The sequence below is a fragment of the Dankookia sp. GCM10030260 genome (genome assembly GCF_042666655.1).
Taxonomy (GTDB): domain Bacteria; phylum Pseudomonadota; class Alphaproteobacteria; order Acetobacterales; family Acetobacteraceae; genus Paracraurococcus.
This window is the reverse complement of record NZ_JBHTDE010000001.1, coordinates 733401-759637: the sequence shown is the minus strand read 5'-3', so window position 1 is coordinate 759637 and position 26237 is coordinate 733401. Positions and strand designations below refer to the sequence as shown.

Below are 26237 nucleotides of genomic sequence, written 5' to 3'. Positions count from 1 at the left end.
ATCTAACTGAAGACGACGGTCTTCGACCCGTTCAGGATCACCCGGCTCTCCAGCACCCAGCGCAACGCCCGCGACAGCACCCGCCTTTCGATGTCGCGGCCGTTGCGCACCAGGTCTTCCGGGCTGTCGCGGTGGGTGACGCGTTCCACGTCCTGCTCGATGATCGGACCTTCGTCGAGGGCTGCGGTGACATAGTGCGCCGTGGCGCCGATCAGCTTCACCCCGCGCGCATGCGCCTGGTGGTAGGGCTTCGCCCCCTTGAAGCCGGGCAGGAAGGAATGGTGGATGTTGATGCAGCGCCCCGCCAGCTTCGCCGCCAGCCCGTCCGACAGCACCTGCATGTAGCGCGCCAGGATGACGATATCGGTCCGCGTCTCCTGCACCAGCGCCCAGATCGCCGCCTCCTGCTCCATCTTGCTGTGCCTGGTCACCGGCAGGTGGTGGAAGGCGATGCCGTCGAAATCGAGATGCGCGAAGGTCTCCCGCGCATGGTTCGAGACGATGGCGGAGGGCACCATCGGCAATTCGCCGATCCGCCAGCGATAGAGGATATCGGCCAGGCAGTGGTCGAATTTCGACACCAGCAGCATCACCCGCGGCCGTTCCGCCAGGTTGCGTAGCGTCCAGTCCATCCGGAAGCGCCCGGCGATCGGTGCCAGCCCGGCCCGCAGCGCCACCTCGTCGGCCGTGCCCTCCGGGTGGTCGAACAGGATGCGGGCGAAGAAGCGTTGCGATTCCGGGTCGTCGTATTGCTGCGCCTCGGCGATGTTCGCCCCCGCCTCGAACAGGAAGGTGGAGACCGCGGCGACGATGCCCGGCCGGTTGGGGCAGGACAGCGTCAGGACATGCTGGGTCAACGGCGCCGCCCGCGCTCAGGCCGCGGGTGGTTCGGGGTCGCGGAAATAGGGCTCGACCGGTCCCTGCAGCTTCATCGTGATGGGCTTGCCGCGGCGGTCCACCGACTTGCCGACCGATAGCCGCACCCAGCTTTCGCTGACGCAGTATTCCTCGACATTGGTCTTCTCGACGCCCTTGAAACGGATGCCGACGCCGCGGGCGAGCAATTCCTCGTTGTAGAAGGGGCTGGCCGGATCGGTGGACAGGCGGTCGGGCGGGGTGTCGGTCATGCGGGGGACTCACTGGGCGAACGGGCCGAGGCAGCGTCCTAGCCATCCCATGGCGGAATGTCATCCCCTGGCCCGTCCCGGCCCCTGGCGGAGCCCTGCCGGGCGGGCGAGACTGGCCGGGGAGGCGACGCATGCAACACACCGGAATCCCCGCCGCCGGCTGGCTCCGCTGCCTGTCCGGCATCGTCCGGCGGGAAGCCCTGCGCTTCATCCACCAGCGCGGCCGCTTCTTCTCCGCTCTCGTTCGCCCGCTGGTCTGGCTGGCGATCTTCGCCGCCGGCTTCCGCTTCGTGCTCGGCGTCTCGATCAGCCCGCCCTACGAGACCTACGTGCTGTACGAGGTCTACATCGTCCCCGGCCTGGCCGGCATGGTGCTGCTGTTCCAGGGCATGCAGTCCAGCCTGTCCATGGTCTACGACCGCGAGGTCGGCAGCATGCGCGTGCTGCTGACCAGCCCGCTGCCGCGCTGGTGGCTGCTGTTCTGCAAGCTGCTGGCCGCCGTGCTGGTCGGCATCGCCCAGGTCTATGTGTTCCTGATCGTGGCGCGGTTCTGGGAGGTCGAGCCGCCGCTGATCGGCTATCTCACCGTGCTGCCGGCGCTGGTCCTGGCGGGGATGATGCTCGGCGCGCTCGGGCTGCTGCTGTCGTCCTGGATCAAGCAGCTGGAGAATTTCGCCGGGGTGATGAATTTCGTCATCTTCCCGATGTTCTTCGCCTCCTCCGCGCTCTATCCGCTCTGGCGGGTGCAGGAGGCCAGCCTGCCGCTGTGGTACATCTGCCAGGCCAATCCCTTCACCCAGGCGGTCGAGCTCATCCGTTTCGCGCTCTACGGGAAATTCGATCCGGTCTCCTGCGCCGCGGTGACGGTGGCGCTGCTGGTCTTCGGCGGCGCAGCGGTCCTCGGCTACGACCCGCAGCGCGGCATGCTGGCACGGCGCGCTGCGGCGTGAGGCGCGGTTCGCAACGACGCTGTCCTTAGCGGGGCAGGCGGCGGGGTTTGACGTGTCTGGCGTCCAGCCCCGCTGCAGTCCCTGGCGCCCGGCCTTGCCCGGCTTCGTCGGCGCGGCATTCGGGCGGGGAGCCGCCATTCGCCCGAACCCGGCGGGGCATGTGACCGCGCGGAGGATATCGGGGCCCCGGAGTTCGGTCGGGCACCCTGTGGCGCGATCTTGGCAGCCGAGGCCTGCTCGCGCGAACGCGAAGCATGCGGCCACGGCGCCGGTTGGCCTTGGCGGCGCTGGCGTTGCAGCATGCCGGCAAGCGCCGCGATGCAGGCGCGGGGAGAACGTGCAGGCATGACGCAACGGCGCGCGACGCGCAGCAAGCGGCCGCTCGGCGCCGGGCTGGCCGGCTCGGTCGTGCTGCATGCCGCCGCCGGCGCGCTGACCTTCGCCGCGCTCGCCTGGCGCACGACGCCGGCGCCGCCCGGTGCGGGGCCGGTGGTGCAGATGCTATGGCTGCCGCCGGCGGCAACCGCCGAAGCCGAAGCGCCGGCGGCGGCGAGACCGGGCATCTCGGCGGACATCGCGCCGCTAGGGCCGGCGGCCGATGGCATCGAGCCGGAGGATGCGCTGGCGACGCAGGTCGGCGCGCCGGCCATGCCGGCAGCGCCGGCGCCCACACCCATCGGCCTGCCGCCGCTGCCGATCCCCGAGATGGAAGCGGCGGAACTGCCGGCCGACCCCACGGCGCTTTTCGCGGCACCGACGCAGACCGCAAGCCTGGCGGTGCCGCATCCTGCCCCCGCGGCCGCGCAAGCCGCGGCCTTGCCGCTGCCGCCGCCCTTGCCGCCGGCGCCGCCCCGTGCCGCGGCACGTGCGCCCGTGCCGGCCGCCGCGCAGCAGGCAGCCATCGCGATGCCGGCGCCTGCCGTCGAGCCGACGGCCATCCCCGTGCTGTCCGGCGCGCCACGCTTCCGCCGCCCGCCGGCGCCGCCGCCCTATCCGGACCGTGCGCGCGACGCCGGCATCGAAGGCACCGCGCTGCTGCGCCTGCGGGTCACCGCCGATGGCACGACGCAGGAGATCCGCCTGCTGCGTTCCGCCGGCAACCGCCTGCTGGACGAGGCGGCGCAGGCCGCGGCGCGGCGCTGGGAGATCGCGCCGGCCCTGCAGGGCGGCCGGGCGATCGAGGCCTGGGTCGAGGTACCGGTGCGCTTCCGGCTCGACGAGTAGCGCTCAGAAGACGAAGCGCATCCCGCCATAGAAGGCGCGCGCCAGGTTCGGCGTCACCGTGCGTGGATCGGTCAGCCCGAGGTTGAGCGCGCCCGCCGTTTCCAGGTCATAGAAGGTGCCGAAGCTGGACGACTTCTGGTCAAGCAGGTTGCGCACCACGCCATAGGCCTCGATCCCCGGCGCGAGCTGCACGCTGGTGCGCAGGTTGACCGTGGCGTAAGAAGCCAGCGGCTTCACCAGGTTCGCCTCGTCGCCGCGCAGGTACTGGCTGCCATTGGCGATGACGGTGCCGCCGATGCGCCAGATCTCCGTCGCCCGCCATTCCGCATCGAAGCGCAGCCGCTGGCGCGGGATGCCGGGGATCTGGTCGCCGACCTGCACCGGGATGGCACCATCGGCATCGGCGAAGGGGTTGTTCGGGCTCGGCAACCGTTGCGCGGTGCGGAAGGTCGCGTCGATCAACGCATAGTCGAGCGCCAGCGCCAGCCTCTCGTCGCGCCAGGTCACCCCGGCCTCGATCCCCTGCCGCCGGGTGTCGCCGGAATTCTGGAAGTAGCCGCGGCCCTGGATCTCGCTTTGTACCAGAAGGATGTCGTCGGTCAGGTCGGTGCGGAAGATGCCGAGATTCCAGTTCGCCCGGCCGCCGAACCAGGCCGGCGGCAGCGTGCCGCGCAGGCCGGCCTCCACCGTGCGGCTGACCACCTGCTTCAGCGGCGGGTCCGACAGGAAGAAGGCGCCCAGCGTGCAGGGCTGCAGCGGGTCGGCGCAGGCCAGTTCCGCCGGCGTCGGCGCCCGGTTCGCCTCGGCATAGCCGGCATAGGCGGTGACGCGGTCGAGCACCCGGTAGGTCAGGCCGGCCTGCGGGTTGAAGCGCGAATAGCTGTGGTCGCCGTTGAGCGAGGTGCCGATCTGGTCGCGCAATTGCACCTGCGTGGTGTTGAAGCGGCCGCCGAGCGTCGCCGCCAGGCGCGAGGTCAGCTCCCAGGTGCCGGTGCCGAAGATGCCCCAGGTCGCGTTGGTGGTCTTCAGCTGCACCGGTTGGATGCCGCTGCCCGGCGTGTCGAGGATCAGCCCGCTGGGGGCCACGGTGCGGTCCGCGGTGACGCTGCCGAATTCGGTGCTGCCCGAGAAATCCGTGCTGGCATGGTCGTAGCTGGCGCCGAACACGACGCGCGCCGGACGGCCGAACCACGGCTCGGTCGAGACGAGCTGCGCCGCGCCGCCGGTGCCCGTGGTGTTGGTGCCGGTGCGGTTCACCGCGCCGGGCGCTCTATCGCCCAGCAGGTCGGCGCTCACCGTGCCGCCGGTCGTGGTCCGCAGCGCCTGCTCGGACTCGGTGCAGACCAGGCCGGCGAGATCGTCGTCGTCGCAGCGCTCGGCCTCGGCGATGTCGGCGTTCAGCGTGCGCTGGCGGAAGGTCCGCACATAGGCATTGGCCTCCAGGCTCCAGGCCTCGGCGAGCTCGTAGGTGCCCCGCGCCTGCAGCGTCACCATGCGGTTGTAGGTGCGGTCGGGGTAGGTGAAGACGCTGCGCCGGTCGCCCGACAGCAATTGCACCGGCGCCGGCCCGTTGCCGCCAAGCGCGGTGCTGCCGGCGCCGATCGACAGGTTCAGCGTCGCCCTTTCGCCGCGCGCGCCGATATCGCCGTACAGCCGCCGCAGCCGCGACGGCGAGGCATTGCGCCAGCCATCGTCGCTCAGCCCCTCCATCGCCAGGTAGGCGGCGTAGTTGCCGACCTGCTTGCCGTATTCCACCCCGACGGCGGCGCGGCCGAAGGACCCGCCGGAGATGTCGACGCGGGCGCCGGGCGAATCGAAGCCGGTCTTCATCCGCAGCGCCAGGGCACCGCCGATGGCGTTCAGCCCGAAGACCGGGTTGCTGCCGATCAGGTCGACGGAGCGGATGGCGTTCGACGGGATCAGGTCCCAGTTCACCGTGTCGCCGAAGGCTTCGTTGATGCGCACGCCGTTCTGGTAGACCGCGAGCCCCTGCGGCGTGCCGACCAGCGGCGATGCGGCGAAGCCGCGATAGGAGACATCGGGCGCGAAGCCGTTGCCCTGCGCGTCGTTCACCGTGACGCCGGCGGAGAGCCGCACCAGGCTGTCGACCAGGTCGGGCCGGCCCTCGCGCGACAGGTCGGCGGCGGTCAGGCTGCGCGGATTGCCGGCGATGCGGTCACGCGGCACGCCGCCGGCGGGCAGCGGCGACACGGCGACGGATTCGACGGTGGGCAGCGTGGTCGCCGCGTCCTGCGCCCGCGCCATGCCCGGCGATAGCAGCGCCACGGACAGCGCCACGCATGTCGCGGGGATAGCCCCGCGGCCTTTGACAACGTTCATTTCCCCTCCCGGCCAGGCACGTCTTGCGGCTACGACACACAAGCGTCATCCGCCGGATAGCACGATGGTTCAAGCCGGCGAGGCTTGCCGGGCACACGAAGCCGCGGGATGCTGCGGCAGGGAAAAGCATGCGACCGGATCAACACAGCAGTACCGCAATGGATGGCAGCAGCCATGCCGCACCGGCCCTCGAGGTCGCGCGGCTGTCCTTCGCCTATGGCGCGCGCAAGGTGCTCCACGATGCCGCCTTCCGCGTCATGCCTGGCGAATTCGCCGTGCTGCTCGGCCCGAACGGCGCGGGGAAGTCCACGCTCTTCGCCCTCATCACCCGGTTGTTCGACGCGCCGCCGCCCGGCAGCGTCCGGATCTTCGGCACCGAGATGCGCGAGCAACCGGGCACCGCGTTGGCGCGGCTCGGCGTGGTGTTCCAGCAGCCGACGCTCGACCCGGACATCTCGGTGATCGAGAACCTGCTGTACCACGGCGCGCTGCACGGCCTGCCGCGCGCCGAATCGCGGCGCCGCGCGCTGCACGAACTGGAACGCGTGGAGCTGGCGGACCGCGCCGGCAGCACGGTGCGCGCGCTGTCGGGCGGCCAGCGCCGCCGCGCGGAGGTGGCGCGGGCGCTGCTGACGCGGCCGGCGCTGCTGCTGCTGGACGAGGCGACGACGGGACTCGACATGCCGAGCCGCGCGGCGGTGCGCCAGCATGTGCGCGGCCTCTGCGCCAGCCAGGGGTTGGCCGTGCTCTGGGCCACGCACCTGATCGAGGAGGTGCCGGAAGAGGCGCGCGTGGTGATGCTGGCGGAGGGCCGCGTGCGCGCCGAGGGCACGGTGCCGGAGGTGCTGGACCAGGCAGCGGCGGCGGACCTGCCTGCCGCCTTCGCCCGCCTCATTGCTCCGGCGCGATAGACGGGCGGACCGGTTCAGGCCTGCGGGGCTTTCGCCCCTTCGGTCATCGGACCGCCTAGATGCTCAGGTCGAGCAGGTTGTAGTCGCGCATCCCCGCCTTGGCCGCCGCATCCCAGCGCCAGGTCTCGCCGCCCTCGACATGCGGCCGGTAGCGGTACGGCGTCTCCTGCGGGAAGCGCCGGCCACGCGCATCGATCGCATAGCCGATCACCCGGGCGCGCTCGCGGATGCGCGCATCGTCGTAGACGGCGCGGGCGTTGTGCACGCCGCCAGCCTCGACGCCCAGCACCGAACGCCGGCGGTGGAAGCCGAAATTCAGCGTCACCCGCCAGTCCTTGCTGGTATTGGCGAAGCTGCCATGCACGGTCTGCCGGTTGGTGATGGCGACGTCGCCCGGGGCACAGAGGATCGGCACCGCCTCCGGCAGCCGTTCGGTCCCGGCGGCGGCGACGCGCGCCTTGATGTCGGCACGGCCCAGCTTGTGCGATCCCGGCACGACCCAGACGCCGTTCGCCGCGGTGCAGCCATAGAGCTGCGCCATGAAGTTGAAGCCGTGCGTGCCCTGGTCCAATTCGGGACTGTCCCAATGCGTCACACCATCCTGGTGCCAGGCGACGGAGGCGCCGCGGCCCGGCTCCTTGATGAAGAGCGCCTCGTTGAAGGGGACGAAGTCGTCGCCGTTCACCGCCGCCGCCACCGCGAGCAGCCCGGGATGGCCATAGAGCCGCAGCGCGGCCTCGGAGAATTGCAGCGAGCCGAGGATGAGGTAGACGATCTCCTTCGGCGCGTCGGACGAGGCCTGCGGCTCGAACATCTTCACCGGATGCCGGCCGTTGGCGGCCGCCGTGCCGCCCATGGGGTCACCCAGCGGCCGCGCCCAGAACAGCGTCGGCGCGGCGTTGCCGGCGGCCAGCGCCGGGCGGCCCTGCGCGTCGACCGCGGAGCCGCGCTCGCTGGGCAGCCGCGCCAGGATATCCTGGATGTCGGCCTCGATATCGGCGAGCTCCTCCGGCTGCACCACGCCCTCGAAGACATAGAAGCCGCAGCGCCAATAGGCCGCGACGATGTCGGGATGGATGCGGCCGTCACTGTCGAAGCGGATCGGGCCGCGGTTGCCGAGCGCCATGGCGCGGGCCTCGCCGGCCCGGAGATAGTCCCGCATGGCGGCCTCCTCCGGACCGTAGTCGGTGACCGGCGTCGTCAGCGGCTTGTTCATCGGCGCGTCCTTCCCGTCTTCGGGGGCCCGTCCCCGCGGTCAGCATAGGACCGGCCGGCGCCGCTGTTCAATCGACCGACCGGCGCCCAGCCGACCCGCGCGCCGGAAAACCACGAACCTACGACGCGTTATGTTGCGCAAAAGTTTTGAGTGGTCTTGCATGCCGCTGCAGAGGCCATGATCGGGCAGCCATAATATCTTCATACGATCGTGTTTTTCTTATTATACCGATCTTCGATGTTGTTATAGGTCTTGCCACGGCCTGACCGAGAGGAGGTTGCCTCGATGCCCGGATCATCCCTCCCCCCCACGCGCCGCGCCCTGCTGGCCGCGCCGGTGCTGCTGGCCGCCCCGGCCGCACGCGCCCAGGCGCCGCGCGAGATGCTGAATGTCAGCTATGACCCGACACGGGAATTCTACCGTGAGTACAATGCCGGCTTCGCCAGATCCTGGCAGGCCGGCGGTGGTCAGCCGGTCCGCATCAGCACCTCGCATGGCGGCTCCGGCCGCCAGGCGCGCTCGGTGATCGACGGCCTGCCGGCCGACGTGGTGACGCTGGCGCTGGCCTACGACGTCGATGCCATCGCCGAACGCGGGCTGATCGCGCGCGACTGGATCACCCGCCTGCCGCACAACAGCGCGCCCTACACCAGCACCATCGTCTTCCTGGTGCGGCAGGGGAACCCGAAGGGCATCCGCGACTGGGGCGACCTGGCGAAGCCCGGCACCGCGGTCATCACCCCCAACCCGAAGACCTCCGGCGGCGCCCGCTGGAACTACCTCGCCGCCTGGGCCTGGGCGCTGCGCCAGCCCGGCGGCAACGACCAGGCGGCTGCGGAATTCCTCGGCCGCGTGTTCCGCAACGTTCCCGTGCTGGACACCGGCGCGCGCGGGTCCACCACCAGCTTCGCCCAGCGTGGCCAGGGCGACGTGCTGCTGGCCTGGGAGAACGAGGCGCATCTGTCGCTGCAGGAATTCCCCCAGGCGAAGCTGGAGATCGTCTATCCTCCGCTCTCTATCCTCGCGGAGCCATCGGTGGCCGTGGTGGACCAGAACGTCGATCGCCGCGGCACCCGCGATGTGGCGGAAGCCTTCCTGCGCGGCCTCTACGCGCCGGATGGCCAGGCGCTGGCGGCGAAGCATTTCTACCGGCCGCGCGACGCCGCCCTGCTGGAAGCCAATGCGGCGCGCTTCCCGGCCATGGAGCTGGTCACGGTGGATGCCGTCTTCGGCGGTTGGACCCGGGCGCAGCAAGCCCATTTCGCCGATGGCGGCGCCTTCGACCGTCTCTACCGCCCGGGCCGATGAGCGCGACGCTGCGCCTGCAACGGCCTGCCCGGGCCCGCGCCATCCCGGGCTTCGGCCTAGCCTTCGGCGTCACCCTGGCCTGGCTCTCGGTCATCGTGCTGATCCCGCTGGCGGCGCTGGCGATCCGGCCCTGGGAACTCGGCCCGCTCGGCGTCTGGCATTCGCTCACCGAACCCCGCGTGCTTGCGTCGCTGCGGCTGTCCTTCGGCGCGGCGCTGCTGGCCGCTGCCATCGACCTGCCGCTCGGGCTGCTGCTGGCCTGGGCCATCGTCCGGCTGCGCTTCCCCGGCCGGGCGCTGCTGGATGCGGCGGTCGACCTACCATTCGCTTTGCCCACCGCGGTCGCCGGCATCGCGCTGACCGCGATCCTCGCGCCGAACGGCTGGCTCGGCGCGCCGCTGGCCGCGGCCTTCGGCTGGAAGGTCGCCTTCACCCCCTGGGGCGTGGTGGCGGCGCTGGTCTTCGTCGGCCTGCCCTTCGTCACCCGCACGGTGGAACCCGTGCTGCGCGACCTGGGCGCCGAGCCGGAGGAGGCCGCGGCGACGCTCGGCGCGACGCGGCCGCAGGTGCTGGCGCGGGTGGTGCTGCCGGCATTGCTGCCGGCGTTGCTGGCCGGCTTCGGCCTGGCCTTCGCCCGCGCCGTCGGCGAATACGGCAGCGTCATCTTCATCGCCGGCAACATGCCGATGGTCAGCGAGATCGCCCCGCTGCTGATCGTGGTGCGGCTGGAGCAGTTCGACTATGCCGGCGCCGCGGCGATCGGCCTGGCGATGCTGCTGCTGGCCTTCCCCGTGCTGCTGGCGCTCAACCTGTGGCAGCGGCACTTGCGCCGGGGCCGCGCATGACGGCGCGCCCCGCCATCGACCCGCCGCGCTGGCTGCACCTGCTGCTGGGCGGGCTGGCGCTGCTGGTCGGCGTGGTGCTGCTCGGCCTGCCGCTGGCCGCCGTGTTCACCGAGGCGCTGCGGCGCGGCTGGGACCTGGCCTGGGCGGCGATCGCCGAACCCGACAGCCTCGCCTCCATCCGGCTGACCCTGCTGGTCGCCGCCATCGCGGTGCCGCTCAACACCATCGGCGGGCTGGCCGCGGCTTGGTGCATCGCCAAGCACGACTTCCCCGGCCGCCGCCTGCTGACCGCGCTGATCGAGCTGCCCTTCTCGGTCTCCCCGGTCATCGCCGGCCTGGTCTTCGTGCTGATCTTCGGCCTGCAGGGCTGGCTCGGCCCGTCGCTGCGCGACCACGGCATCCAGGTGATCTTCGCGCTGCCGGGCCTGGTGCTGGCGACGCTCTTCGTCACCTTCCCCTTCGTCGCCCGCACCGTGCTGCCGCTGATGCAGGAACAGGGGCGGCAGGAGGAGGAGGCCGCGGCCACGCTGGGCGCGACCGGCTGGCAAAGCTTCACGCGCGTCACCCTGCCCAACGTCAAATGGGCGCTGCTGTCCGGCGTGCTGCTCTGCAACGCCCGCGCCATGGGCGAATTCGGCGCGGTCTCGGTCGTGTCCGGCCATATCCGCGGGCAGACCAACACCATGCCGCTGCATGTCGAGATCCTCTACAACGAATACCAGTTCGCCGGCGCCTTCGCCGTCGCCGCCCTGCTGGCGCTGCTCGGCCTGGTGACGCTGGCGGCCAAGGCGGTGCTGCAGCGGCTGACCGGCCGCGCCGCGGCGGTCGCGCCATGACGCTGGAGGTCAGCGGGCTGGTCCGCCGCTTCGGCGGCACCGCCGCGCTCGACGGCGTCTCGCTGGCGCTGAGGGACGGCGAATTCGTCGCCGTGCTCGGCCCGTCGGGCTCCGGCAAGTCCACCCTGCTGCGCGCCGTCGCCGGGCTGGAAGGCGCCGATGCCGGCGCGATCCGCATCGCCGGCCGCGACATGGCCGGCGTGCCGGCGCGGGAGCGGCAGATCGGCGTGGTGTTCCAGAACTATGCGCTGTTCCGCCACATGACGGTGTTCGAGAACGTCGCCTTCGGCCTGCGCGTCCGCCCGCGCGTGACCCGCCCCGCCGCGGCCGAGATCGCCCGGCAGGTGCGCGAATTGCTCGCACTGGTGCAGATCCCCGAACTGGAAGGCCGCTACCCCGACCAGGTCTCGGGTGGCCAGCGGCAGCGCGTGGCGCTGGCCCGGGCGCTGGCCATCTCGCCCCGCCTGCTGCTGCTGGACGAGCCCTTCGGCGCGCTCGACGCGCTGGTGCGGCGCGAGGTGCGGCGCTGGCTGCGCGGCCTGCACGACCGGCTGGGCCTGACCACCCTGCTGGTGACGCACGACCAGGAGGAGGCGATGGAGCTCGCCGACCGCGTCGCGGTGATGGAGCGCGGCCGGGTGGTGCAGTTCGACGCGCCGCCGGCTCTGCTCGCCGCCCCCGCCAGCCCCTTCGTCGCCGGCTTCATCGGCCATGCGACGCGGCTGGAGGGCGAGGTGCGCGGCGGCCTGCTGCGCTTCGGCGCGCTGCCCCTGCCGCCGCTGCGCGTCGCCCTGCCGGATGGGCGTGCCACGGCCTTCCTCCGCCCGCGCGAATTGGTCGCGCGACCCGGCGAGGGCGGCGCCGTGGTCAGCCTGATCCGCGCCACGGCCGAGGGCGAGCTGCGCCTGGTGGTGGAGGCCGGCGGGCTGGCGCTGGATGCCGTGCTGGCGCCGGACGGTGCGGATTGGCCCCGACGCGGGGCGGCCTGCCGGCTGCACATCGCCACGGCGCAGGTCTTCGCCGCCGACGGCACGCGGGCGCTGGGCCGGGCGCAGCGTGCCGAAAGGCCGCTCGGCCTCGCGGAGGGATAGGAAGCAAGGTTGGGGAGGGAAAAGTATTCCCTCCCCAACCCCCTCCCTTCCTTTTTCCGAGTCTCGCACCTGCCGCGCGGCGAGTGCCAGGCCCACAAGAAGTGAGGAGGGGCCAGGCTGGATACTTCCTCCCTGGCCTTGCCCCCCGAACTGGACGGCCCGCAGCCATCGGCGTCTAATCGCCTCGTCCAAGCCGAACGGGCGGGAGGAAACGACGATGCCGCAGCGCCGCGCCTTGCTGGCGTCCTGGGGCGCCAGCCTCGTTCCGCCGCCCGCGCGCGCCCAATCCCGCAGCGATGGAACGCCCCGCATGACCCCCGAGATCGTCGCCCAGCTGGCCCCCACCGGGGTGCTCCGCGCCGCCATCAACATGGGCAATTTCCTGCTCGTCACCGGCCGCACCGCGGATGGCGGGCCGGACGGCGTCTCGCCGGAGATGGCGCGGGAGATCGGCCGGCGGCTCGGCGTGCCGGTGACGCTGGTGCCCCATGCGCGGCCGAACGAGATCGCCGATGCCGCCGGCAGCAATGCCTGGGACATCGCCAATATCGGCGCCGAGCCGCAGCGCGCGGCGAAGATCGCCTTCACCGCCGCCTATTGCGAGATCGAGGCGACCTACCTGGTGCCGGCCGGCTCGCCGATCACGGGCATGGACCAGGTGGACCGCAAGGGCGTGCGCATCTGCAGCGGCGCAGGTGCGGCCTATACGCTTTGGCTCGAGCGCAACATCAAGCATGCCGAGCTGGTGCTGGTGCCGGGCGGCGGTGGTGCCGCCTTCCAGAAGTTCCTCGACGAGAAGATGGACGTCTATGCCGGGCTGCGGCCGGGCCTGATCACGGACATCGAGAGATTGCCGGGGGCCCGCATCCTGGACGGCCAGTTCATGGCGGTGCAGCAGGCGATCGGCACGGGGCGGGAGAATGCGGCCGGCGCCGCCTGGCTCAGCGCCTTCGTCGAGGAAGCCAAGGCCTCCGGCCTCGTCGCCGGCTTCATCGAGAAGCACAAGGTGCGCGGCCTGTCGGTGGCGCCCGCCGCAAGCTGACCCGTCAGCCCCTCGCCCTGGGCAGCGCCGCGGCGAGGCGATGCGCCCAGGCGGCGCGGCCGGCATCGTCGCCGAGCAGGTCCTGGCGGACCTCCAGCAGCACGGCGTCGCGGCCCGCCGCGTCGCCATGCACCGGCACGGTGTAGTCGTATTCCAGCTCGATCCGGTAGGGCTCGTTGTCGCCGACGACCAGCGCCGGGTCCGCGGCCAGGGCACGGACCAGGGCGCGGCCGAAGCGGGTGGCATGGCCGTAGAGGATGCCGGCATGCCAGGGCCGCGCCTCGCCCAGGTAGACCGGCGTGAAGCTGTGCACGCCGATCACCACCGCGCCGGGCCGCCCCGCCAGGAAGCCGGCGACGCGGTCGTGGAAGGGGGTGAACCAGGCCGCTTGGCGCCGGGCGCGCTCCGCCGCGTCGATGCCGACATTGCCCGGGATCGGCGTCGCCTCGCTGATCTCCGGGATGCTGGACGACGCCGCCCAGGGCCGGTTCAGGTCGATCAGCAGCCGCGAATAGCCCGCCAGGAACAAGGGGGCGTCCAGCAGGACCGAGAGCCGCCGGGCCAGGTCCGCCGCGCCGATGTCGTAGGCGATGTGCCGCTCCAGCTCCGCCGCCGGCAGGCCGAGCGAGGCATACCCGGCCGGGATGAAATTCGACGCGTGCTCGCAGACCAGCACGAAGGGCGAGGCGCCGCCCTCGTTCAGCGCGGTGACCGCGGGCGGCGCATCCCTCATCCGATCGGCCGGCCCCGGTCGTCGGACAGGCCCTGGCCGAGCGTGGCCGGGCCGCCCGGCAGGTCGGGCACCGCGTTCATCCGGTCGTCCGGCTGCGCCGCCCAGGCCAGCGGCCCCGGCGGCGGGACCTCGTCGGTGATGACCCGGAAGCCGGACAGGGTGCAGGGGCCGAAGGTGGTGGCGATCGCCACGTCGGTCGCATCGCGGCCGCGCGCCATCAGGATGCGGCCGATGCGGGGGACGTTGTGCCGCGCGTCGAAGGTGTGCCAGTGGCCGCCCAGATAGACCTCGAACCAGGCGCTGAAATCGCCCGGCACGTCGAGGATCGGCACCCCGATATCCCCGAGATAACCGGTGCAGTAGCGCGCCGGGATGTTCATGCAGCGGCACAGCGTGACGGCGAGGTGCGCGAAATCGCGGCAGACGCCGCGGCGTTCGGCATGGCCGCTGAAGGCGGTGCGTGTCGGGTCGGCGAATTCGTAGCCGAAGGTGATGCGGTCGTGCACGTAGTCGCAGATCGCCTGCACCCGGGGCCAGCCCGGCGGGGTGCCGCCGAACAGCGACCAGGCGGTCTCCGAAAGCCGGTCGGTGTCGCAGTAGCGGCTGCCGAGCAGGAAGACGAGCGCCTCGTCCGGGAGGTCCTGCACCGCGTGCTGCGTCGCTTCCGGCACCTGCGCGTCGTGGGTGCCGGGGTCGTGCACCAGGAAGTCGCAGGACATGGTCAGCCGCCCGGTCGGGGCCAGGATGCGGGTGCAGATGTTGCCGAAGCTGTCGCGGTACTCGGTCGCGCCGATCGGCCGGTCGAAGGTGATGCGGTGCGGGCCGATCACGTCCGGCATGCGCGAGGGATGGACACTCAGCGCCAGCAGCATGGGCGTCGGCTGGGGACAGTCGTAGGCGATCTCGAAGCCGGCGCGAATCTGCATGGCGCTATCTCCTCTCGGTTGATGAAACGATGCAATCAAAGCGCGGCGGCGCGGGGACGGGCCGCGACCACCGGCTTCGCCTCGCTGGTGACGGCGACATCCACGGTCATCCCGAGGCTGTCGGAGGGGAATCCGGTCCAGGTGCCGGACAGCGGCAGCGCATGCGCGGGATCGCGGGCGACGGCCACCCGGATCAGATCACGATTGCCGACGATCGCGTTGGTGGGATCGAATTCCACCCAGCCGGCGCCGGGCAGGTAGACCCGCACCCAGGCATGGGTGGCGCCGCCGCCGACCCGCGCCTCGCCGCGGCCCTCGACGCCGGGGCTGTAGAGGTAGCCGGAGACGAACCGCGCGGCGAGGCCGAGCGAGCGCGCCGCCTCCATCATCAGCACGGCGAAGTCGCGGCAGGTGCCGCTGCCGAGCCGCAGCGTCTTCACCGGGTCCTGGATGCCGCGCTCGTGGCGCGGGATGTAGCTGAGCTCCGCCTTGATGCCGTGGGTCATCGCCTCCAGCATCTCGAGCGTCCCGGTCGGGCCGTCCCGGCGCAGGAAGCGCCGCGCCCAGCGGTCCACCGCGCGCTCGTCGTCGCGCCAGTGCCGCTCGATCGAGCGCGCCAGGTCGGGCACCTCCTCCATCCCGTAGGCGAAGGGGAAGGTCTTGGCATAGTCCTCGAGCTGGTAGTCGAGCGGGTTGTGCGGCCGGTGGTCGAGCCGCACCTCGCTGTCGAAGCGCAGCTCCTTGGCCCGGCCGCCGAAGCGGGCGATGGCGACGCTGTTGCCGTACACGTCGTGCAGCCAGCGCAGCTCCGCCGGCTTCGGGGTGATGTCGAGCCGCGCCTCGAACAGCCGCTGGTCGTGCCCCTCGCGCGGGCGGAGCATCATGCGGTGCTCGCCGAAGGCCACCGGCTGGCGGTAGCGGTAGGTGGTGACGTGGCGGACGGTGAGGACGGGCATGCGTTCGGGAGCCTCAGCGCCGGGCCGGCGGGCAGTGGAAGGGGTCGAGGCTGGCCTGGATGGCGCGCGTCATGCGGTCCTCTCGACGTCGCGTCATCCGTGACGCGGGGAAAACCCATCGCAGGGCGGAAAGTTCGCGGGCACTGCAGCAATTGCGGCAGCCGCGTCGATCGGTCGTGCCTCGCGACGTGCGCTGCGGCACAGCAGCGGCGCGGCATGGCGCGTAGGAATGGGCCTGGGCGATATGCCCTTCCTCCCGTTCCCTCAAGTCAAACTGCCCGCCGGACTGGGTCCGGCGGGCCTTCTTGCGGGCGCGGACCGGCCAGGCCGGCGCGGCCGTGGATCGCCGGCGGGGATGGGGCTGCAACCACTGCCGATGCCGGGACGATCCAGGGGCATGCGACATTGTATGCACGCTGCGTGCCATGGGCGCCCCAACAGGTGAAGCGTCAAGCGCCATCGCCAGCGGCCTTCCAGGCATCCCGGGCGGGCGCCGGTCGTTAGGGCCGATCATGCGCGCCCCCTTTGCATCGAACGGCCGGCGATCCGTCGCCCTGCTCTGCCTGCTCCTGCCGCTGGCGGGCTGCGAGGCGATGAACCGGGTCACCGTGCTCGACCGGATCTTCGAGCCGCAGCGCTTCGGCCAGCAGGCGCCGCCGCCGCGCCGCGCCGCCGCCCCGGCTCCGCGGCCCCCGGCCGTGCCGCCGCCCGCCGTGGCGCCCCCCGCCGAGCCTCCCACCATCATGGTGATGGAGCCGCGGCCCGACCCGGTGCCGGCCCCCGCGGCCGCCCGCCCCGCGGCGCCGGCGGAGGATGCCGAGGCCCAGCTGCGGCAGACGGTCCGGCAGCATCCCTGGCTGACCCGCTTCTGGTCGGAACTGACCCTGACCGAGCAGGCCCGCATCGCCCGGCAATTGCCGCCCGGGGACGATCCGTCCGGCCGCTGGGATTCGATGGGGCTGGCCGACCGCGCGCGGCTGGCCGGCGGCACGCCGGACGAGCGGCGCTGGGCGAGCGGGCCCTGAGGCCGGGGGCGGCCGGCGGAAACGCTTCCCTTTGCCGCGATTTAGGAATATAGTCCATGAATGCCGCATCCGCCCCTCCTCCCCCTGCCGCAACACCCGTCGCCGCCCTCCGGGGACGTCGGCCGGAGGGGGTTTGTCCGAAACCCGCAGGGGACCGCCCGGGCGGCTTATTCGCTCAATCCTAAAACCCGGCTGCGCGGTTTCCCCTGCGCCGCCAAGTGGTTGCCCTTGGGCCGCTCGGTCCGGGCCTCAACCGGATTGAGGCGGCTTGAGCCCGGTTCAAGCGGATTGAGGCGGCTGCGGCGCCATCCCAGCCTGCTCCGGCCGGGCGCCGCGGCCACGTCGCGGGTTGGCTTCCGGCCGCGCAGCTCGGGGGCGTTTCCCTCATCCAGCCTGGCGGTAATCGGCTGGCCGAGGATGCCGGCCAGCTTCGGCGCCGGCAGGCGCATGGTCATGTCGCCGCCCCGGCGGAGGGCACGACCTCGGGCCGACCGGCCTGGCGGCGCAGCGGGCCACGGCCGGGATGGCATCCCGCCGCCGCCGGTGGGCGAAAAGGCGGCAATGGCATGAGCACGACCTGGCTGATGGTCCGCGCGGTGGTCGAGGATGCCGCGGACATCCCGCGCTTCGATGCCTGGTACGCCGCCGAGCACCTGCCCGACGCGAAGCGCGGCTTCGGCGCGCTGCGCGCCCGCCGCTGCTGGAGCCGTACCGACCCGCAGGTGCATTGCGCCTTCTACGAATTCCCCGATGCCGCGACGGCGGAGGCGGCCATCGCCTCCCCCGCCCTGCGCGCCCTGGTCGCCGAATTCGACCGCGTCTGGGGCACCCGCGTGACGAGGACGCGGGAGCTGCTGGAACTGGCGGGCGAGCTCTAGCCCTGCGCCCGCCGCGGCAGGCTGCCGGCGATCGCCACGCCCAGCAGGTTGCCGGCGGTGGCGATCATGATCACCGCGGCATAGCCGCCGGTCAGGTCGAAGACCCGGCCGGCCACCACCGGCAGGGTGATGGCGGCGACGCACCAGGCGGCATAGAGCCGCCCGGCCAGCCGGCCATACTGCGCCGCGCCCCAGTAGATGCCGATGGCCGCCGCGACGCTGCCGCTGACCAGCCCATAGCCGATGCCGATCATCGCCAGCGTCGCCACCGCCAGCAGCGGCCCGGGGAACAGCACCAGCAGCACGTCGGCGGACAGCGCCAGCACGTGGGCCGCGACCATCACCAGCGGCGCCGGGATGCGGTCCGCCAGCCAGCCGCCGCCGATCCGCGCCGCGGCGATGCAGCCGGTGATGGCGGTGGTGGCCGAGAGCGCCAGCGCCTTGGTGCCGCCATAGGCCTCGACCATGCCGGCGGCCTGGCCCAGCACCGTCAGCCCCGCCGCGGCGGCGAGGAAGAAGACCAGCCAGAGCCGCAGGAAGATGGACAGCTGCCGTGCCGCCGGCGGTGGCGCCACGCCACCGGCCGGCGCCGCCATCCGCATGCCCGACGCCGCGGCGAGCAGCGCGCCGGCGAGCCCCGCCACGGCCAGCGTCACCGCCAGCCCGCCCAGCGTGGCGCGCAGCCCGTATTCCGTCAGCGCCCAGCCGAAGACCGGCGCGCCGATCATCGCGCCCAGCGGGTAGAGGCTGACGATGAAGCCGTTCACCAGCCCGCGCCGCCCGGTGAGCATCAGGTTGACGCCCTGCAGCAGCACCACATAGGCGACGCCGCCGCCGAAGCCGAACAGCGCGCCATAGCCGAGCGCGAGCTGCACGATCCCCTCGGCCGTCGCCGCCAGCACGATGCCGAAGCCGGCCAGCCCGGCAGCGCCCGCGATCAGCAGCGGCGCCGAGGCGAGTCGGTAGAGCAGCGGGCCGGCATTCATCCCCAGGGTGAAGCCGAGGATCGCCAGGCCGAAGACCACGGAAAGCGCCGCGCGGGTCAGGCCGAGCTCGGCCTCCAGCGGGCGGATGAAGACGCTGAAGGCATAGACCGTGCCGAGCGGCAGGTTCAGCGCAACCACCGCGGCGAGCGCCAGGGGCACCCGCCGCGACACCAAGGGTTCAATCAAGGTCGACGACCACCTCGCCGAAGCCGGCGAAGCCACCGGTGACACGCTGATGGCCATCGACGTAGAGCAGCCCGGTGCAGCTGCCGGTGGTGACCACCTGGCCGGCTTCCAGTGCCAGCCCGACGCTGGGCAGGTAGTTGGCCAGCCAGAGCAGCGGGGTGAAGGGATCGCCGGACGGGTTGCCGCCGACCTTCTCGACCTGGACGGTGCCGCCGCAGGTCTGCCTCACCGTCAGGCCCTTCAGGTCCATCTCGCGCCAGCCGGGCACCGCGGCGCCCAGCACCAGCCCGGCATGGGCGATGCTGTCGGCCATCGCCTCGGCCAGCGTCACCTTGGACGTATCGACGTAGCGGCTGGCGACCATCTCCACCGCCGGGAAGGCGGCTTCGATGCCGTCCCGGATCTCCGCCAGCGTGTAGGGCGAGTCGCGCTTCGGGAAGCCGCGGCCGAGGCGGAAGGCGATCTCGGTCTCGATGCCGATCTGCCCGCCCGCCGGCACCGGCCAATGCATCGGTCCGGGGCGGATGAAGCCCGCGTCGAGCATGGCGGCCGAGGTCGGCTTGCCCGGCGGCGCGGCGCATTTCCAGCCGCCGATGCGGGCGCCGAGGCGCTTGAGGATCTCCGCCTGCACCGCGAAGGCGGCGGCCTCGGTCTGCGGCGCGGCGGCGCCGAGCCCGGCGACCTTCGGGCCGCCCTGGCGGACGGCCATCAGGATATCGGCGGCCTGCTGCGTGGTATCTGTCATGGGCTGGTTCCTTCCCGGTGCCGCAGCATGGGCGCGGACGGGCCTGGGATGAAGCCCCCCGCTTGCGACACCTGGCTTGCCGCCATGGGGCGCCGGCCGATAGGTTGGCCGCAACCAAGCGAGGGCAGGATCATGGCAGACGGCATGGATGGCGGCTTCGGCCGCTTCGGCAGCGGCCAGGCGGTGCGGCGGATCGAGGACGGGCCGCTGCTGCGCGGCGCGGGGTCCTTCTCCGACGACCTCTCGCATCCCGGCCAGACGCACATGGTCTTCCTGCGCTCGCCGCATGCGCATGCGCGGATCGTCTCGATCGACACGACGGAGGCCAAGGCCACCCCCGGCGTGCTGGCGGTGATCACCGGCGCCGATCTCGAAGCCGCGGGCCTCGGCCGGCTCGGCATCGAATTGCCCTTCAAGCGGCCGGACGGCTCGCCGCTCGCCGCGCCGCCGCGTCCGGTGCTGGCGGTGGGCGCCGCGCACTTCGCCGGCGAGGCGGTGGTCGCCGTGGTCGGCGAGACGATGGCCGCGGCGCGCGACGGCGCCGAGGCGGTGGTGGTCGAATACGAGGAAATGCCGGCGGTGACGACGGCCGCGGCCGCCGCCGCGCCGGGCGCGCCGCAGGTCTGGCCGGCGGCGACCGGCAACGTCGTCGCGCAGACGCAATACGGCGACCGCGCCGCGGCGGATGCCGCCTTCGCCGCCGCCGCGCATGTCGTGACGCTCGACATCGTCAACCAGCGCCTGGCGCCGGTCTCGATGGAGCCCCGCGTCATGGTCGCCTCCTACGACGCCGCGACCGACCGCATCGCGGTGACGATGAGCACGCAGACGCCGTCCTCCACCCGCGACCAGATCTGCACCGAGGTGCTGAACCTGCCGGCCGAGAAGATGCGCGTGCTGGTCGGCGATGTCGGCGGCGGGTTCGGCATGAAGACCGGCGCCTACCCCGAGGATGCGGTCGTCGCCCATGCCTCGAAGCTGCTCGGCCGGCCGGTGAAATGGGCGGCGACGCGGATGGAGGATTTCCTCTCCGCGACGCATGGCCGCGACACCGACAGCCAGGTCGCCATGGCGCTGGACGCGAACGGCAAGGTCACCGGGCTGCGGGTGCGGACGCTGGCCAACATGGGCGCCTATACCCGCCCCGCCGGCGTCGCCATCCAGCTGCTGATCGGGCCGTGGGTCTCGACCAGCATCTACGACATCCGCACCATCGACTTCGAGTTCACCGCGATCCTCAGCCACACCGCGCCGACCAGCCCCTATCGCGGCGCCGGGCGGCCGGAGGCGATCCACATCATCGAGCGGCTGATGGACACCGCGGCGCGCAAGATGGGGCTGGACCAGGCCGAGCTCCGCCGCCGCAACATGATCGACCCGGCGCTGATGCCCTACACCAACGCCATGGGGCAGACCTACGACAGCGGGAAATTCGCCCAGGTGCTGGATGAGGGCCTGGCGCTGGCCGACTGGAACGGCTTCGCGGCGCGCGAGGCAAGCTCCAAGGCCGCCGGCAAGCTGCGCGGGCGCGGCATCGCCAGCTTCCTCGAATGGACCGGCGCCAATGTCTTCGAGGAACGCGTCACCGTCGCGGTGAAGGGCAGCGGCGAGATCGAGATCTACGCCACCACCCAGCAGATGGGCCAGGGCATCGCCACCAGCTATGCGCAGCTCGCGGTCGACGTCTTCGGCGTGCCGCTGGAGAATATCCGCATCGTGCTCGGCGACACCGACCGCGGCACCGGCTTCGGCAGCGCCGGGTCGCGTTCGCTGTTCACCGCGGGCTCGGCGGTGAAGGTCGCCTCCGACAAGACGGTGGCCACCGCCAAGGACCTGGCGGCGGAGGCGCTGGAAGCCGCCGCCGTCGACCTCGAATACGTCGCCGGCGCCTTCCGCGTCGCCGGCACGGACAAGCAGATCGGCCTGTTCGAGCTGGCGGCGAAGCAGCCGCAGCAGCATATCTTCATCGACAGCACCAGCAGCGTCGGCGGCCCGACCTGGCCGAACGGCACGCATATCTGCGAGGTGGAGATCGACCCCGACACCGGCGATGTCGAGATCGTCTCCTATGCCTCGGTCAACGATGCCGGCCGGGTGGTGAACCCGCTGATCGTCGAGGGCCAGATCGCCGGCGGCGCGGCGCAGGGCCTCGGCCAGGCGATGTACGAGGCGGTGGTCTATGACCCGGAATCCGGCCAGCCGCTGAGCGCCAGCTTCATGGACTATGCCCTGCCGCGGGCCGACATGATCGCCGGCTATGTCACCAAGCTCGACCAGTCGGTGCCCTGCGTGACCAATCCGCTCGGCGTGAAGGGGGTGGGCGAGCTCGGCACCATCGGCGCGACGCCGGCGCTGGTGAATGCGGTGGCCGATGCGCTGGCCCGCAACGGCCATGCGGCGGCGGCCGATACGCTGCAGATGCCGCTGACGCCGCCGCGGGTCTGGGCGCTGCTGCAGGGGTGAAGGAAGGTTGGGGAGGGAAAAGCATTCCCTCCCCAAACCCCACCCTTCCTTTTTGTGGGCTTGGCCCCACCGCGCGGCGGGTGCCAACCCACAACATTAAAGGAGGGTCCAGGGAGGATGCCTCCTCCCTGGCCTTGCTACCCCGCCTTGCGCAGCGGCCGCAGGAAACGCGGCCCGGCCGGGATGAAGCCTGTGGCCAGGCAGAAGGCCGCCAGCTCCGGCGACTCCGGCGCCGCCAATTCCAGCATCCCGCAGCCGGCATTGCGCGCCGCCTGCGCCGCCGCCTTGACCAGCAGCCGGCCGATGCCGCGGCGCCGCTCCTCGGTGCCGACCAGCAGCGTGGTGACCTGGGCGACGGGGCGCGCCTCCTCCAGCCGGCGGTACCAGTGCAGCACCACCAGGCCGCTGGGCGGGCCCCATTCCAGCGCGACCAGCGCGATGCCCGGCCCCTGGCGGATCGCATCAAGCCGTGTTGCCAGCTCGCGCGGGTCGATGACATGCCCGGCGGCGCCCAGCAGCACCGCGAGGCCGGGCGCCTCGGCCGCTGCGGCGGCGCGGATCTCGAGCCCGTGGCGCGAGGTCACGCCGGGGCGCCTTTCCCGGCGTCGTCGCGCCGGGCAAGCGGGCCGGCCAGCAGCGCCGCCAGCGGCAGCAGCCAGGCGATCCGCGCCTGGTAGCGGTCATGCGGCCCGGACAGCGCCCCGGTCGCCGCGGCATTGGCGGTGATGCCGACCAGCACGCAGAGCACCAGCCCAAGCGGGCGCATCCCGGCCGCCCGCCGCCAGGCCAGCAGCGTCCCCGCCGCCCCCAGCAGCAGCACCAGCGGATGCAGCAGCAGGAAGGGCGCCGCGGCCGGCCCCAGCCGCCCCTGCGCCTGCAGCGAGGCGGCGAAGCGGGCCTGCTCGGCCGGCGGGAAGCCCAGCGCCAGCTGCCGGGCGACGGAGGCCTGCAGGTTCTCCGGCCCCAGCGTGTCGCCGACCCGGGCCATGCCGAGCTGCCGCCAGGCATTGCCCGCCGCGGCCCGCAGCACGCCGAGCGGCTCCCGCCGCAGCGTCTCCGCCAGGATCGCGGCGGCCTCCGGCGCCAGGGAAATCGGCCCACCGGGCTGCGCGCCATCGGTCCGTGCCGCCCAGACCGGGCCGCTGCCCGACCAGAGGAAATCGTCGCTGTCGGCGGGCAGCCGCCCGGCCCAGCGGCACAGATGCCAACCGGCCGCGGGGCAGCGGGCTTCGATGGTGCGCGCCGCCGGGCCATCGGCGGTCAGTCGGGCGAGCGCGAAGACCGCGCCATACGGCGAGACCGCCCAGCGCCCCTGGGACCAGGCATTGGTCGCCAGCAGCAGCGCCACGGCGCCGGCCAGCGGCCACGCGCAGCGCAGCGCCGGCCGCAAGGCCCGCCGAACCGCCAGCACCAGCAGCACCAGGGCGGCGGCGACCGGCAGGTGGGACAGGTGCGCGGCGGCGGCGAGCAGCACCAGCAGGGCGAGTGCGGCGCGTTCCACCCGGCCGAGCCCGGCCTCGGCGAAGCCCAGCAGGAAGATCGCCAGCACCAGGGCCGGCGCCAGCCAGTCCGGCAGCAGCAGCGCGGCGAACCAGGGCGCCGCGGTCGCCGCCGCCAGCCCGGCACACAGCAGGACATGCCGGCCCGGCCCGACGCCGCCGAGGCTGCGCTGCACCAGCCAGAGCAGCCAGGACAGCACCAGCCCCTGCGCCGCCAACGGCAGCCAGAGCGTGATCCGCCAGTGGAAGGCATGCAGCAACGGTCCGTAGACCAGCGGCTTGTCCCAGATCGCCCAGCCCTCGACGGTCTGCGCCAGCAGGGCGCCGGTATCGCTGAAGACCAGCGGATAGCGGTTCAGCGCCGCCGGCCAGACCAGCAGCGCCGCCCCCAGGACGATCCCCGCCAGGGCCTTCACGCCGCGGCGAAAAGCTCGATGACGTTGCCCTCGGGGTCGGCCACCCGCAGCAGCCGCGGCGGCGCGCCGGAAGGGCCCGGCGCGTCCAGCACCGCGACCCGGGCGGTCAGCATGCGGCGGTGCCAGCGTTCCAGCTCGGCATCCGCCACCGGGAAGGCGAGCAGGGTCCCGGCCTCGCCGCCGCGGGCCGAGGCGAAGAGCGCATCGCCGCGCGGCCGCAGCACCAGTTCCACCCCGCCCAGGGTGAAGCGCAGGGCATTGCCCGGCTCGGTCGGCTCGAGGCCGAGGATTCGGCTGAAGAATTCGCGCTGGCGATGGGGGTCGCGGCACGCCAGTTCCACCCGCGCCAGGGACCCGACGGTCAAGGCGCGGCGCCCCAGCGCGCGGCGGCGGCATCGTCCTCGGCCTTGGCCTCGACCCAACGTTCCGCGCCGTCGGCGAATTCCTCGCGCTTCCAGAAGGGCGCCCGGGTCTTCAGCCAGTCGATCAGGAAGGCGCAGCTTTCCAGCGCCGCGGTGCGGTGGGAGGAGGCGGTCAGCACCAGGACGATCGGCGCCCCCGGCTCCAGCCGGCCATGGCGGTGGATGACGGTGCAGCCGGTCAGCGGCCAGCGGGCGCAGGCCTCGGCCGCGATGCCGGCGATCGCCCGCTCGGTCATGCCCGGATAGTGTTCCAGCACCAGCGCGGCCAGCCCGTCATCCGCCCGGCAGAGCCCGACGAAGCTGGCCAGCCCGCCGACATCGACCCGCCCGGCGGTCAGCGCGGCGCTCTCGGCGGCCAGGTCGAAGGGCTCGGCCTGGACCCGGACGGTGGTCGTCACCGACCCGCTCACCCGCCGGTCACCGGGGGGAAGAACGCGACCTCGTCGGCGGCGCCGACCGGGGCGTCGGGGCTGGCGAATTCCTGGTTCACCGCGGCGCGGACCTGCTTCGGCTGGGCGAAGGCGGCGGCATGGCCCGGGCTGCGGCCGGCCAGCCAGGCGACCAGCCCGGCGACGTCGCGGATCTCGGCCGGCGGGGAGACCTCCTCCTCCGCCACACCCACCTTCTGCCGCAGCCAGGCGAAATAGAGGACCCGCATGCCGGTCCTCAGCGCTGGGTCGGGACGGTCTGGATCCGGCCGCTGGGGTCGAACAGGGTCGTGGTGTTGCCGTCGATCACCGCGGTGCCGCTGACGCCGCCCGGCGCCGTGTAGCCCTGGATGCGGTCGGTCCCGCCGCTGGTCACCGCGGCGCCGCCCTGCGGCAGCATGATCACCCGGCCATCGGCCCGGCGGGGCGGCGGCGCACTGGCGTTGGGCAGCGGCGGTGCGACAGCCTGGGGGCCGGGGACCGGCTGCGGGTCCAGCCGCGGCCCCGGGGCGGACGCCCCGCTGCGCAGGTTGGGCGGCAGCGGCGCCGGGTTCGGCGGGTCCGTCGGCTGCCACTGCGACCGCCCGGCAGGGGCGGAGGGCCGGTCGAAATCGCCCGGCCGGTAGGTCGGGATGCCGCGCATGGCCGCATCCGGGTTGGCCAGGGTGGAGCGCGGCGCCTCGGGCACCGGCCAGACATCGCCCGACTCGGGCGTCAGCGTCGCCATCTGCACCGGCGCGCCGCTCACCCGGGCGATGGTGGCGCTGCCCTCCGGCAGGGTCGGGCGTGAGCGGCCCCAGGGCATGCCGATCGAGGCGCCGGCATTGGCGATGCCGTCGGTGGCCTTCACGCCGCTGTTGTTCAGCCAGGTGGTCGAGTTGTCATAGGCGCTGCAGGCACCGAGCAGCAGCCCCAGGCCCAGCGTGGCCAGCCTTGCCGAGGTTACGCCAATCCGTCGCATGACCTACTCCTGCTGCCCCGGCTGCGGGGCCCTGTGCCGACACTCTATCGGGAAGATGCGCTGCCCATGTGCCGGTCTCAAGGCCGGGTCTCGGGCAGGCTGGGGCCGGGATCGGCTTCCGCGTGGCGCAGCCCGGCCTCGAGGTAGGTCCGCCCGGTCACCAGGGTCAGCCCGGCGGCGACCCAAAGCATCGCCTCGCCGATCCTGGACACGGGGAGGAAGGACAGGTGCAGCACGCCGGCGGCGGTGTCGCCGCCCAGCAGGGTGCCGAGCGCGCCCATCTGGAACCCGGTCTTCCACTTGGCGAGGCGGGAGACCGGCAGGCCGATGCGCAGGCCCGCCAGGTATTCCCGCAGGCCGGAGACCAGGATCTCCCGCAGCAGGATGATGATGGCGGGATAGAGCGTCCAGCCGGTCAGCCGGTCGTGCCCGGCCAGGACCATCAGCGCGGCGCCGACCAGCAGCTTGTCGGCGATCGGGTCCAGCATGCGGCCGAAGCCGGAGACGGTCTGCCGCTGGCGGGCGATCTTGCCGTCGAAATAATCGGTGATGGCGGCGGCGGAGAAGACCGCGCAGGCCCCGACATCGCCAAGCGGCGTGCGCAGGGCCACCAGCGCCACCAGCAACGGGATGGCGGCGATGCGCGAGAGCGTCAGGAGGTTGGGGAGATCGGTCGGCATGGGGCGGGCAGTCATGGCGGAGCGCCCGCCCCGCGGCAAGCCC

28 protein-coding genes are annotated in these 26237 nt (G+C 72.7%); 11 read left to right on the top strand and 17 right to left on the bottom strand.

The genetic code is table 11. The features are described from left to right. Positions 1-2: 2 nt before the first annotated feature. Both purU and ACFQS7_RS03695 read right to left on the bottom strand, forming a co-directional pair. Complete coding sequence (purU, locus tag ACFQS7_RS03700) at positions 3-857, bottom strand: formyltetrahydrofolate deformylase (protein ID WP_380065663.1); 855 nt, start codon at positions 855-857, stop codon at positions 3-5. A 15-nt stretch (positions 858-872) separates the two neighbouring features. Continuing rightward, on the bottom strand, positions 873-1127 hold the full coding sequence (locus ACFQS7_RS03695) for a DUF3297 family protein (RefSeq protein ID WP_380065662.1): 255 nt from the start codon (positions 1125-1127) through the stop codon (positions 873-875). Between the two features lie 131 nt (positions 1128-1258). Between ACFQS7_RS03695 and ACFQS7_RS03690 the strand changes: the two genes are divergently transcribed. Continuing rightward, positions 1259-2077 carry an ABC transporter permease gene (locus ACFQS7_RS03690; protein WP_380065661.1) on the top strand — a complete coding sequence of 273 codons (819 nt, stop codon included), beginning with the start codon at positions 1259-1261 and terminating at the stop codon, positions 2075-2077. Positions 2078-2422: 345 nt separating this feature from the next. Then, positions 2423-3301: an energy transducer TonB gene (locus ACFQS7_RS03685; protein ID WP_380065660.1), complete on the top strand. Its 879-nt coding sequence runs from the start codon at positions 2423-2425 to the stop codon at positions 3299-3301. 3 nt (positions 3302-3304) lie between these two features. On the opposite strand, the gene ACFQS7_RS03680 is transcribed toward ACFQS7_RS03685, so the two are convergent. Beyond that, positions 3305-5599: a TonB-dependent receptor gene (locus ACFQS7_RS03680; RefSeq protein WP_380065659.1), complete on the bottom strand. Its 2295-nt coding sequence runs from the start codon at positions 5597-5599 to the stop codon at positions 3305-3307. 200 nt (positions 5600-5799) lie between these two features. Here ACFQS7_RS03680 and ACFQS7_RS03675 point away from each other — a divergent pair, with 200 nt between their 5' ends. Beyond that, positions 5800-6552, top strand: a complete 753-nt coding sequence (locus tag ACFQS7_RS03675; protein WP_380065658.1) for an ATP-binding cassette domain-containing protein — start codon at positions 5800-5802, stop codon at positions 6550-6552. Between the two features lie 55 nt (positions 6553-6607). On the opposite strand, the gene ACFQS7_RS03670 is transcribed toward ACFQS7_RS03675, so the two are convergent. Next, positions 6608-7768: a phytanoyl-CoA dioxygenase family protein gene (locus tag ACFQS7_RS03670; protein WP_380065657.1), complete on the bottom strand. Its 1161-nt coding sequence runs from the start codon at positions 7766-7768 to the stop codon at positions 6608-6610. A gap of 285 nt (positions 7769-8053) precedes the next feature. Between ACFQS7_RS03670 and ACFQS7_RS03665 the strand changes: the two genes are divergently transcribed. The 5 genes from ACFQS7_RS03665 (at position 8054) to ACFQS7_RS03645 (ending at position 12890) form a co-directional block, all read left to right on the top strand. Beyond that, positions 8054-9076, top strand: a complete 1023-nt coding sequence (locus ACFQS7_RS03665) for a sulfate ABC transporter substrate-binding protein (RefSeq protein ID WP_380065656.1) — start codon at positions 8054-8056, stop codon at positions 9074-9076. Further along, the gene (gene cysT / locus ACFQS7_RS03660; RefSeq protein WP_380065655.1) at positions 9073-9921 is read left to right on the top strand and encodes a sulfate ABC transporter permease subunit CysT; all 849 of its coding nucleotides are present in this window, start codon (positions 9073-9075) and stop codon (positions 9919-9921) included. Before ACFQS7_RS03665 ends, cysT begins: the two co-directional genes overlap by 4 nt. Continuing rightward, the gene (cysW, locus tag ACFQS7_RS03655) at positions 9918-10757 is read left to right on the top strand and encodes a sulfate ABC transporter permease subunit CysW (protein WP_380065654.1); all 840 of its coding nucleotides are present in this window, start codon (positions 9918-9920) and stop codon (positions 10755-10757) included. Before cysT ends, cysW begins: the two co-directional genes overlap by 4 nt. After that, positions 10754-11848 (top strand): sulfate/molybdate ABC transporter ATP-binding protein, encoded by a 1095-nt coding sequence (locus ACFQS7_RS03650; RefSeq protein WP_380065653.1) that lies wholly within the window; start codon positions 10754-10756, stop codon positions 11846-11848. The genes cysW and ACFQS7_RS03650 overlap by 4 nt, the downstream gene beginning before the upstream one ends. 310 nt (positions 11849-12158) lie before the next feature. After that, positions 12159-12890, top strand: coding sequence for a transporter substrate-binding domain-containing protein (locus ACFQS7_RS03645; protein WP_380065652.1), 732 nt, complete (start codon positions 12159-12161; stop codon positions 12888-12890). A gap of 4 nt (positions 12891-12894) precedes the next feature. Here ACFQS7_RS03645 and ACFQS7_RS03640 read toward each other — a convergent pair whose 3' ends face one another. The 3 genes from ACFQS7_RS03640 to ACFQS7_RS03630 are packed head-to-tail and all read right to left on the bottom strand — an operon-like array spanning position 12895 to position 15505. Continuing rightward, positions 12895-13623, bottom strand: coding sequence for an N-formylglutamate amidohydrolase (locus ACFQS7_RS03640; RefSeq protein ID WP_380065651.1), 729 nt, complete (start codon positions 13621-13623; stop codon positions 12895-12897). Beyond that, entirely contained in the window at positions 13620-14549 is a 930-nt protein-coding gene (locus tag ACFQS7_RS03635; RefSeq protein WP_380065650.1) for a transglutaminase family protein, read from the bottom strand. The genes ACFQS7_RS03640 and ACFQS7_RS03635 overlap by 4 nt, the downstream gene beginning before the upstream one ends. Positions 14550-14584: 35 nt before the next feature. After that, on the bottom strand, positions 14585-15505 hold the full coding sequence (locus tag ACFQS7_RS03630) for a transglutaminase N-terminal domain-containing protein (protein ID WP_380065649.1): 921 nt from the start codon (positions 15503-15505) through the stop codon (positions 14585-14587). 512 nt (positions 15506-16017) lie between these two features. On the opposite strand from ACFQS7_RS03630, the gene ACFQS7_RS03625 reads away from it, so the two are divergent. Beyond that, positions 16018-16530, top strand: a complete 513-nt coding sequence (locus ACFQS7_RS03625; RefSeq protein WP_380065648.1) for a hypothetical protein — start codon at positions 16018-16020, stop codon at positions 16528-16530. 167 nt (positions 16531-16697) lie between these two features. Here the strand turns inward: ACFQS7_RS03625 and ACFQS7_RS03620 are convergent, their stop codons facing one another. Next, complete coding sequence (locus ACFQS7_RS03620) at positions 16698-16985, bottom strand: hypothetical protein (RefSeq protein ID WP_380065647.1); 288 nt, start codon at positions 16983-16985, stop codon at positions 16698-16700. 111 nt (positions 16986-17096) lie between these two features. Between ACFQS7_RS03620 and ACFQS7_RS03615 the strand changes: the two genes are divergently transcribed. Further along, on the top strand, positions 17097-17408 hold the full coding sequence (locus tag ACFQS7_RS03615; RefSeq protein ID WP_380065646.1) for a hypothetical protein: 312 nt from the start codon (positions 17097-17099) through the stop codon (positions 17406-17408). Here ACFQS7_RS03615 and ACFQS7_RS03610 read toward each other — a convergent pair. Both ACFQS7_RS03610 and ACFQS7_RS03605 read right to left on the bottom strand, forming a co-directional pair. Further along, the gene (locus tag ACFQS7_RS03610) at positions 17405-18580 is read right to left on the bottom strand and encodes a nitrate/nitrite transporter (RefSeq protein ID WP_380065645.1); all 1176 of its coding nucleotides are present in this window, start codon (positions 18578-18580) and stop codon (positions 17405-17407) included. The genes ACFQS7_RS03615 and ACFQS7_RS03610 overlap by 4 nt on opposite strands. Next, complete coding sequence (locus ACFQS7_RS03605) at positions 18573-19325, bottom strand: 2-keto-4-pentenoate hydratase (RefSeq protein ID WP_380065644.1); 753 nt, start codon at positions 19323-19325, stop codon at positions 18573-18575. Before ACFQS7_RS03605 ends, ACFQS7_RS03610 begins: the two co-directional genes overlap by 8 nt. Before the next feature lie 132 nt (positions 19326-19457). Between ACFQS7_RS03605 and ACFQS7_RS03600 the strand changes: the two genes are divergently transcribed. Beyond that, positions 19458-21788 (top strand): xanthine dehydrogenase family protein molybdopterin-binding subunit, encoded by a 2331-nt coding sequence (locus ACFQS7_RS03600; RefSeq protein ID WP_380065643.1) that lies wholly within the window; start codon positions 19458-19460, stop codon positions 21786-21788. A 137-nt stretch (positions 21789-21925) separates the two neighbouring features. Here ACFQS7_RS03600 and ACFQS7_RS03595 read toward each other — a convergent pair whose 3' ends face one another. From ACFQS7_RS03595 to pgsA, 7 genes are all read right to left on the bottom strand, one after another. Next, positions 21926-22372 (bottom strand): GNAT family N-acetyltransferase, encoded by a 447-nt coding sequence (locus tag ACFQS7_RS03595; RefSeq protein WP_380065642.1) that lies wholly within the window; start codon positions 22370-22372, stop codon positions 21926-21928. After that, the gene (locus ACFQS7_RS03590) at positions 22369-23703 is read right to left on the bottom strand and encodes a hypothetical protein (RefSeq protein ID WP_380065641.1); all 1335 of its coding nucleotides are present in this window, start codon (positions 23701-23703) and stop codon (positions 22369-22371) included. The genes ACFQS7_RS03595 and ACFQS7_RS03590 overlap by 4 nt, the downstream gene beginning before the upstream one ends. Continuing rightward, on the bottom strand, positions 23700-24068 hold the full coding sequence (locus ACFQS7_RS03585; protein WP_380065640.1) for a VOC family protein: 369 nt from the start codon (positions 24066-24068) through the stop codon (positions 23700-23702). The genes ACFQS7_RS03590 and ACFQS7_RS03585 overlap by 4 nt, the downstream gene beginning before the upstream one ends. Further along, the gene (locus tag ACFQS7_RS03580) at positions 24065-24523 is read right to left on the bottom strand and encodes a molybdenum cofactor biosynthesis protein MoaE (RefSeq protein WP_380065639.1); all 459 of its coding nucleotides are present in this window, start codon (positions 24521-24523) and stop codon (positions 24065-24067) included. Before ACFQS7_RS03580 ends, ACFQS7_RS03585 begins: the two co-directional genes overlap by 4 nt. Before the next feature lie 8 nt (positions 24524-24531). After that, the gene (gene moaD / locus ACFQS7_RS03575; RefSeq protein ID WP_380065638.1) at positions 24532-24783 is read right to left on the bottom strand and encodes a molybdopterin converting factor subunit 1; all 252 of its coding nucleotides are present in this window, start codon (positions 24781-24783) and stop codon (positions 24532-24534) included. 8 nt (positions 24784-24791) lie between these two features. Then, positions 24792-25514 (bottom strand): hypothetical protein, encoded by a 723-nt coding sequence (locus tag ACFQS7_RS03570; protein WP_380065637.1) that lies wholly within the window; start codon positions 25512-25514, stop codon positions 24792-24794. 77 nt (positions 25515-25591) lie between these two features. Further along, positions 25592-26194, bottom strand: a complete 603-nt coding sequence (gene pgsA / locus ACFQS7_RS03565; protein ID WP_380065636.1) for a CDP-diacylglycerol--glycerol-3-phosphate 3-phosphatidyltransferase — start codon at positions 26192-26194, stop codon at positions 25592-25594. Between the last annotated feature and the right edge of the window lie 43 nt (positions 26195-26237).

What these genes read in the sequence shown, in the direction of transcription:
- ACFQS7_RS03695 (WP_380065662.1), bottom strand. Translation starts at nt 1,127, where the DNA reads ATGACCGACACCCCGCCCGACCGCCTGTCCACCGATCCGGCCAGCCCC.
- ACFQS7_RS03690 (WP_380065661.1), top strand. Translation starts at nt 1,259, where the DNA reads ATGCAACACACCGGAATCCCCGCCGCCGGCTGGCTCCGCTGCCTGTCC.
- ACFQS7_RS03685 (WP_380065660.1), top strand. Translation starts at nt 2,423, where the DNA reads ATGACGCAACGGCGCGCGACGCGCAGCAAGCGGCCGCTCGGCGCCGGG.
- ACFQS7_RS03675 (WP_380065658.1), top strand. Translation starts at nt 5,800, where the DNA reads ATGGATGGCAGCAGCCATGCCGCACCGGCCCTCGAGGTCGCGCGGCTG.
- ACFQS7_RS03670 (WP_380065657.1), bottom strand. Translation starts at nt 7,768, where the DNA reads ATGAACAAGCCGCTGACGACGCCGGTCACCGACTACGGTCCGGAGGAG.
- ACFQS7_RS03665 (WP_380065656.1), top strand. Translation starts at nt 8,054, where the DNA reads ATGCCCGGATCATCCCTCCCCCCCACGCGCCGCGCCCTGCTGGCCGCG.
- cysT (WP_380065655.1), top strand. Translation starts at nt 9,073, where the DNA reads ATGAGCGCGACGCTGCGCCTGCAACGGCCTGCCCGGGCCCGCGCCATC.
- cysW (WP_380065654.1), top strand. Translation starts at nt 9,918, where the DNA reads ATGACGGCGCGCCCCGCCATCGACCCGCCGCGCTGGCTGCACCTGCTG.
- ACFQS7_RS03650 (WP_380065653.1), top strand. Translation starts at nt 10,754, where the DNA reads ATGACGCTGGAGGTCAGCGGGCTGGTCCGCCGCTTCGGCGGCACCGCC.
- ACFQS7_RS03645 (WP_380065652.1), top strand. Translation starts at nt 12,159, where the DNA reads ATGACCCCCGAGATCGTCGCCCAGCTGGCCCCCACCGGGGTGCTCCGC.
- ACFQS7_RS03640 (WP_380065651.1), bottom strand. Translation starts at nt 13,623, where the DNA reads ATGAGGGATGCGCCGCCCGCGGTCACCGCGCTGAACGAGGGCGGCGCC.
- ACFQS7_RS03635 (WP_380065650.1), bottom strand. Translation starts at nt 14,549, where the DNA reads ATGCAGATTCGCGCCGGCTTCGAGATCGCCTACGACTGTCCCCAGCCG.
- ACFQS7_RS03630 (WP_380065649.1), bottom strand. Translation starts at nt 15,505, where the DNA reads ATGCCCGTCCTCACCGTCCGCCACGTCACCACCTACCGCTACCGCCAG.
- ACFQS7_RS03625 (WP_380065648.1), top strand. Translation starts at nt 16,018, where the DNA reads ATGCGCGCCCCCTTTGCATCGAACGGCCGGCGATCCGTCGCCCTGCTC.
- ACFQS7_RS03620 (WP_380065647.1), bottom strand. Translation starts at nt 16,985, where the DNA reads ATGACCATGCGCCTGCCGGCGCCGAAGCTGGCCGGCATCCTCGGCCAG.
- ACFQS7_RS03615 (WP_380065646.1), top strand. Translation starts at nt 17,097, where the DNA reads ATGAGCACGACCTGGCTGATGGTCCGCGCGGTGGTCGAGGATGCCGCG.
- ACFQS7_RS03605 (WP_380065644.1), bottom strand. Translation starts at nt 19,325, where the DNA reads ATGACAGATACCACGCAGCAGGCCGCCGATATCCTGATGGCCGTCCGC.
- ACFQS7_RS03600 (WP_380065643.1), top strand. Translation starts at nt 19,458, where the DNA reads ATGGCAGACGGCATGGATGGCGGCTTCGGCCGCTTCGGCAGCGGCCAG.
- moaD (WP_380065638.1), bottom strand. Translation starts at nt 24,783, where the DNA reads ATGCGGGTCCTCTATTTCGCCTGGCTGCGGCAGAAGGTGGGTGTGGCG.
- ACFQS7_RS03570 (WP_380065637.1), bottom strand. Translation starts at nt 25,514, where the DNA reads ATGCGACGGATTGGCGTAACCTCGGCAAGGCTGGCCACGCTGGGCCTG.
- pgsA (WP_380065636.1), bottom strand. Translation starts at nt 26,194, where the DNA reads ATGCCGACCGATCTCCCCAACCTCCTGACGCTCTCGCGCATCGCCGCC.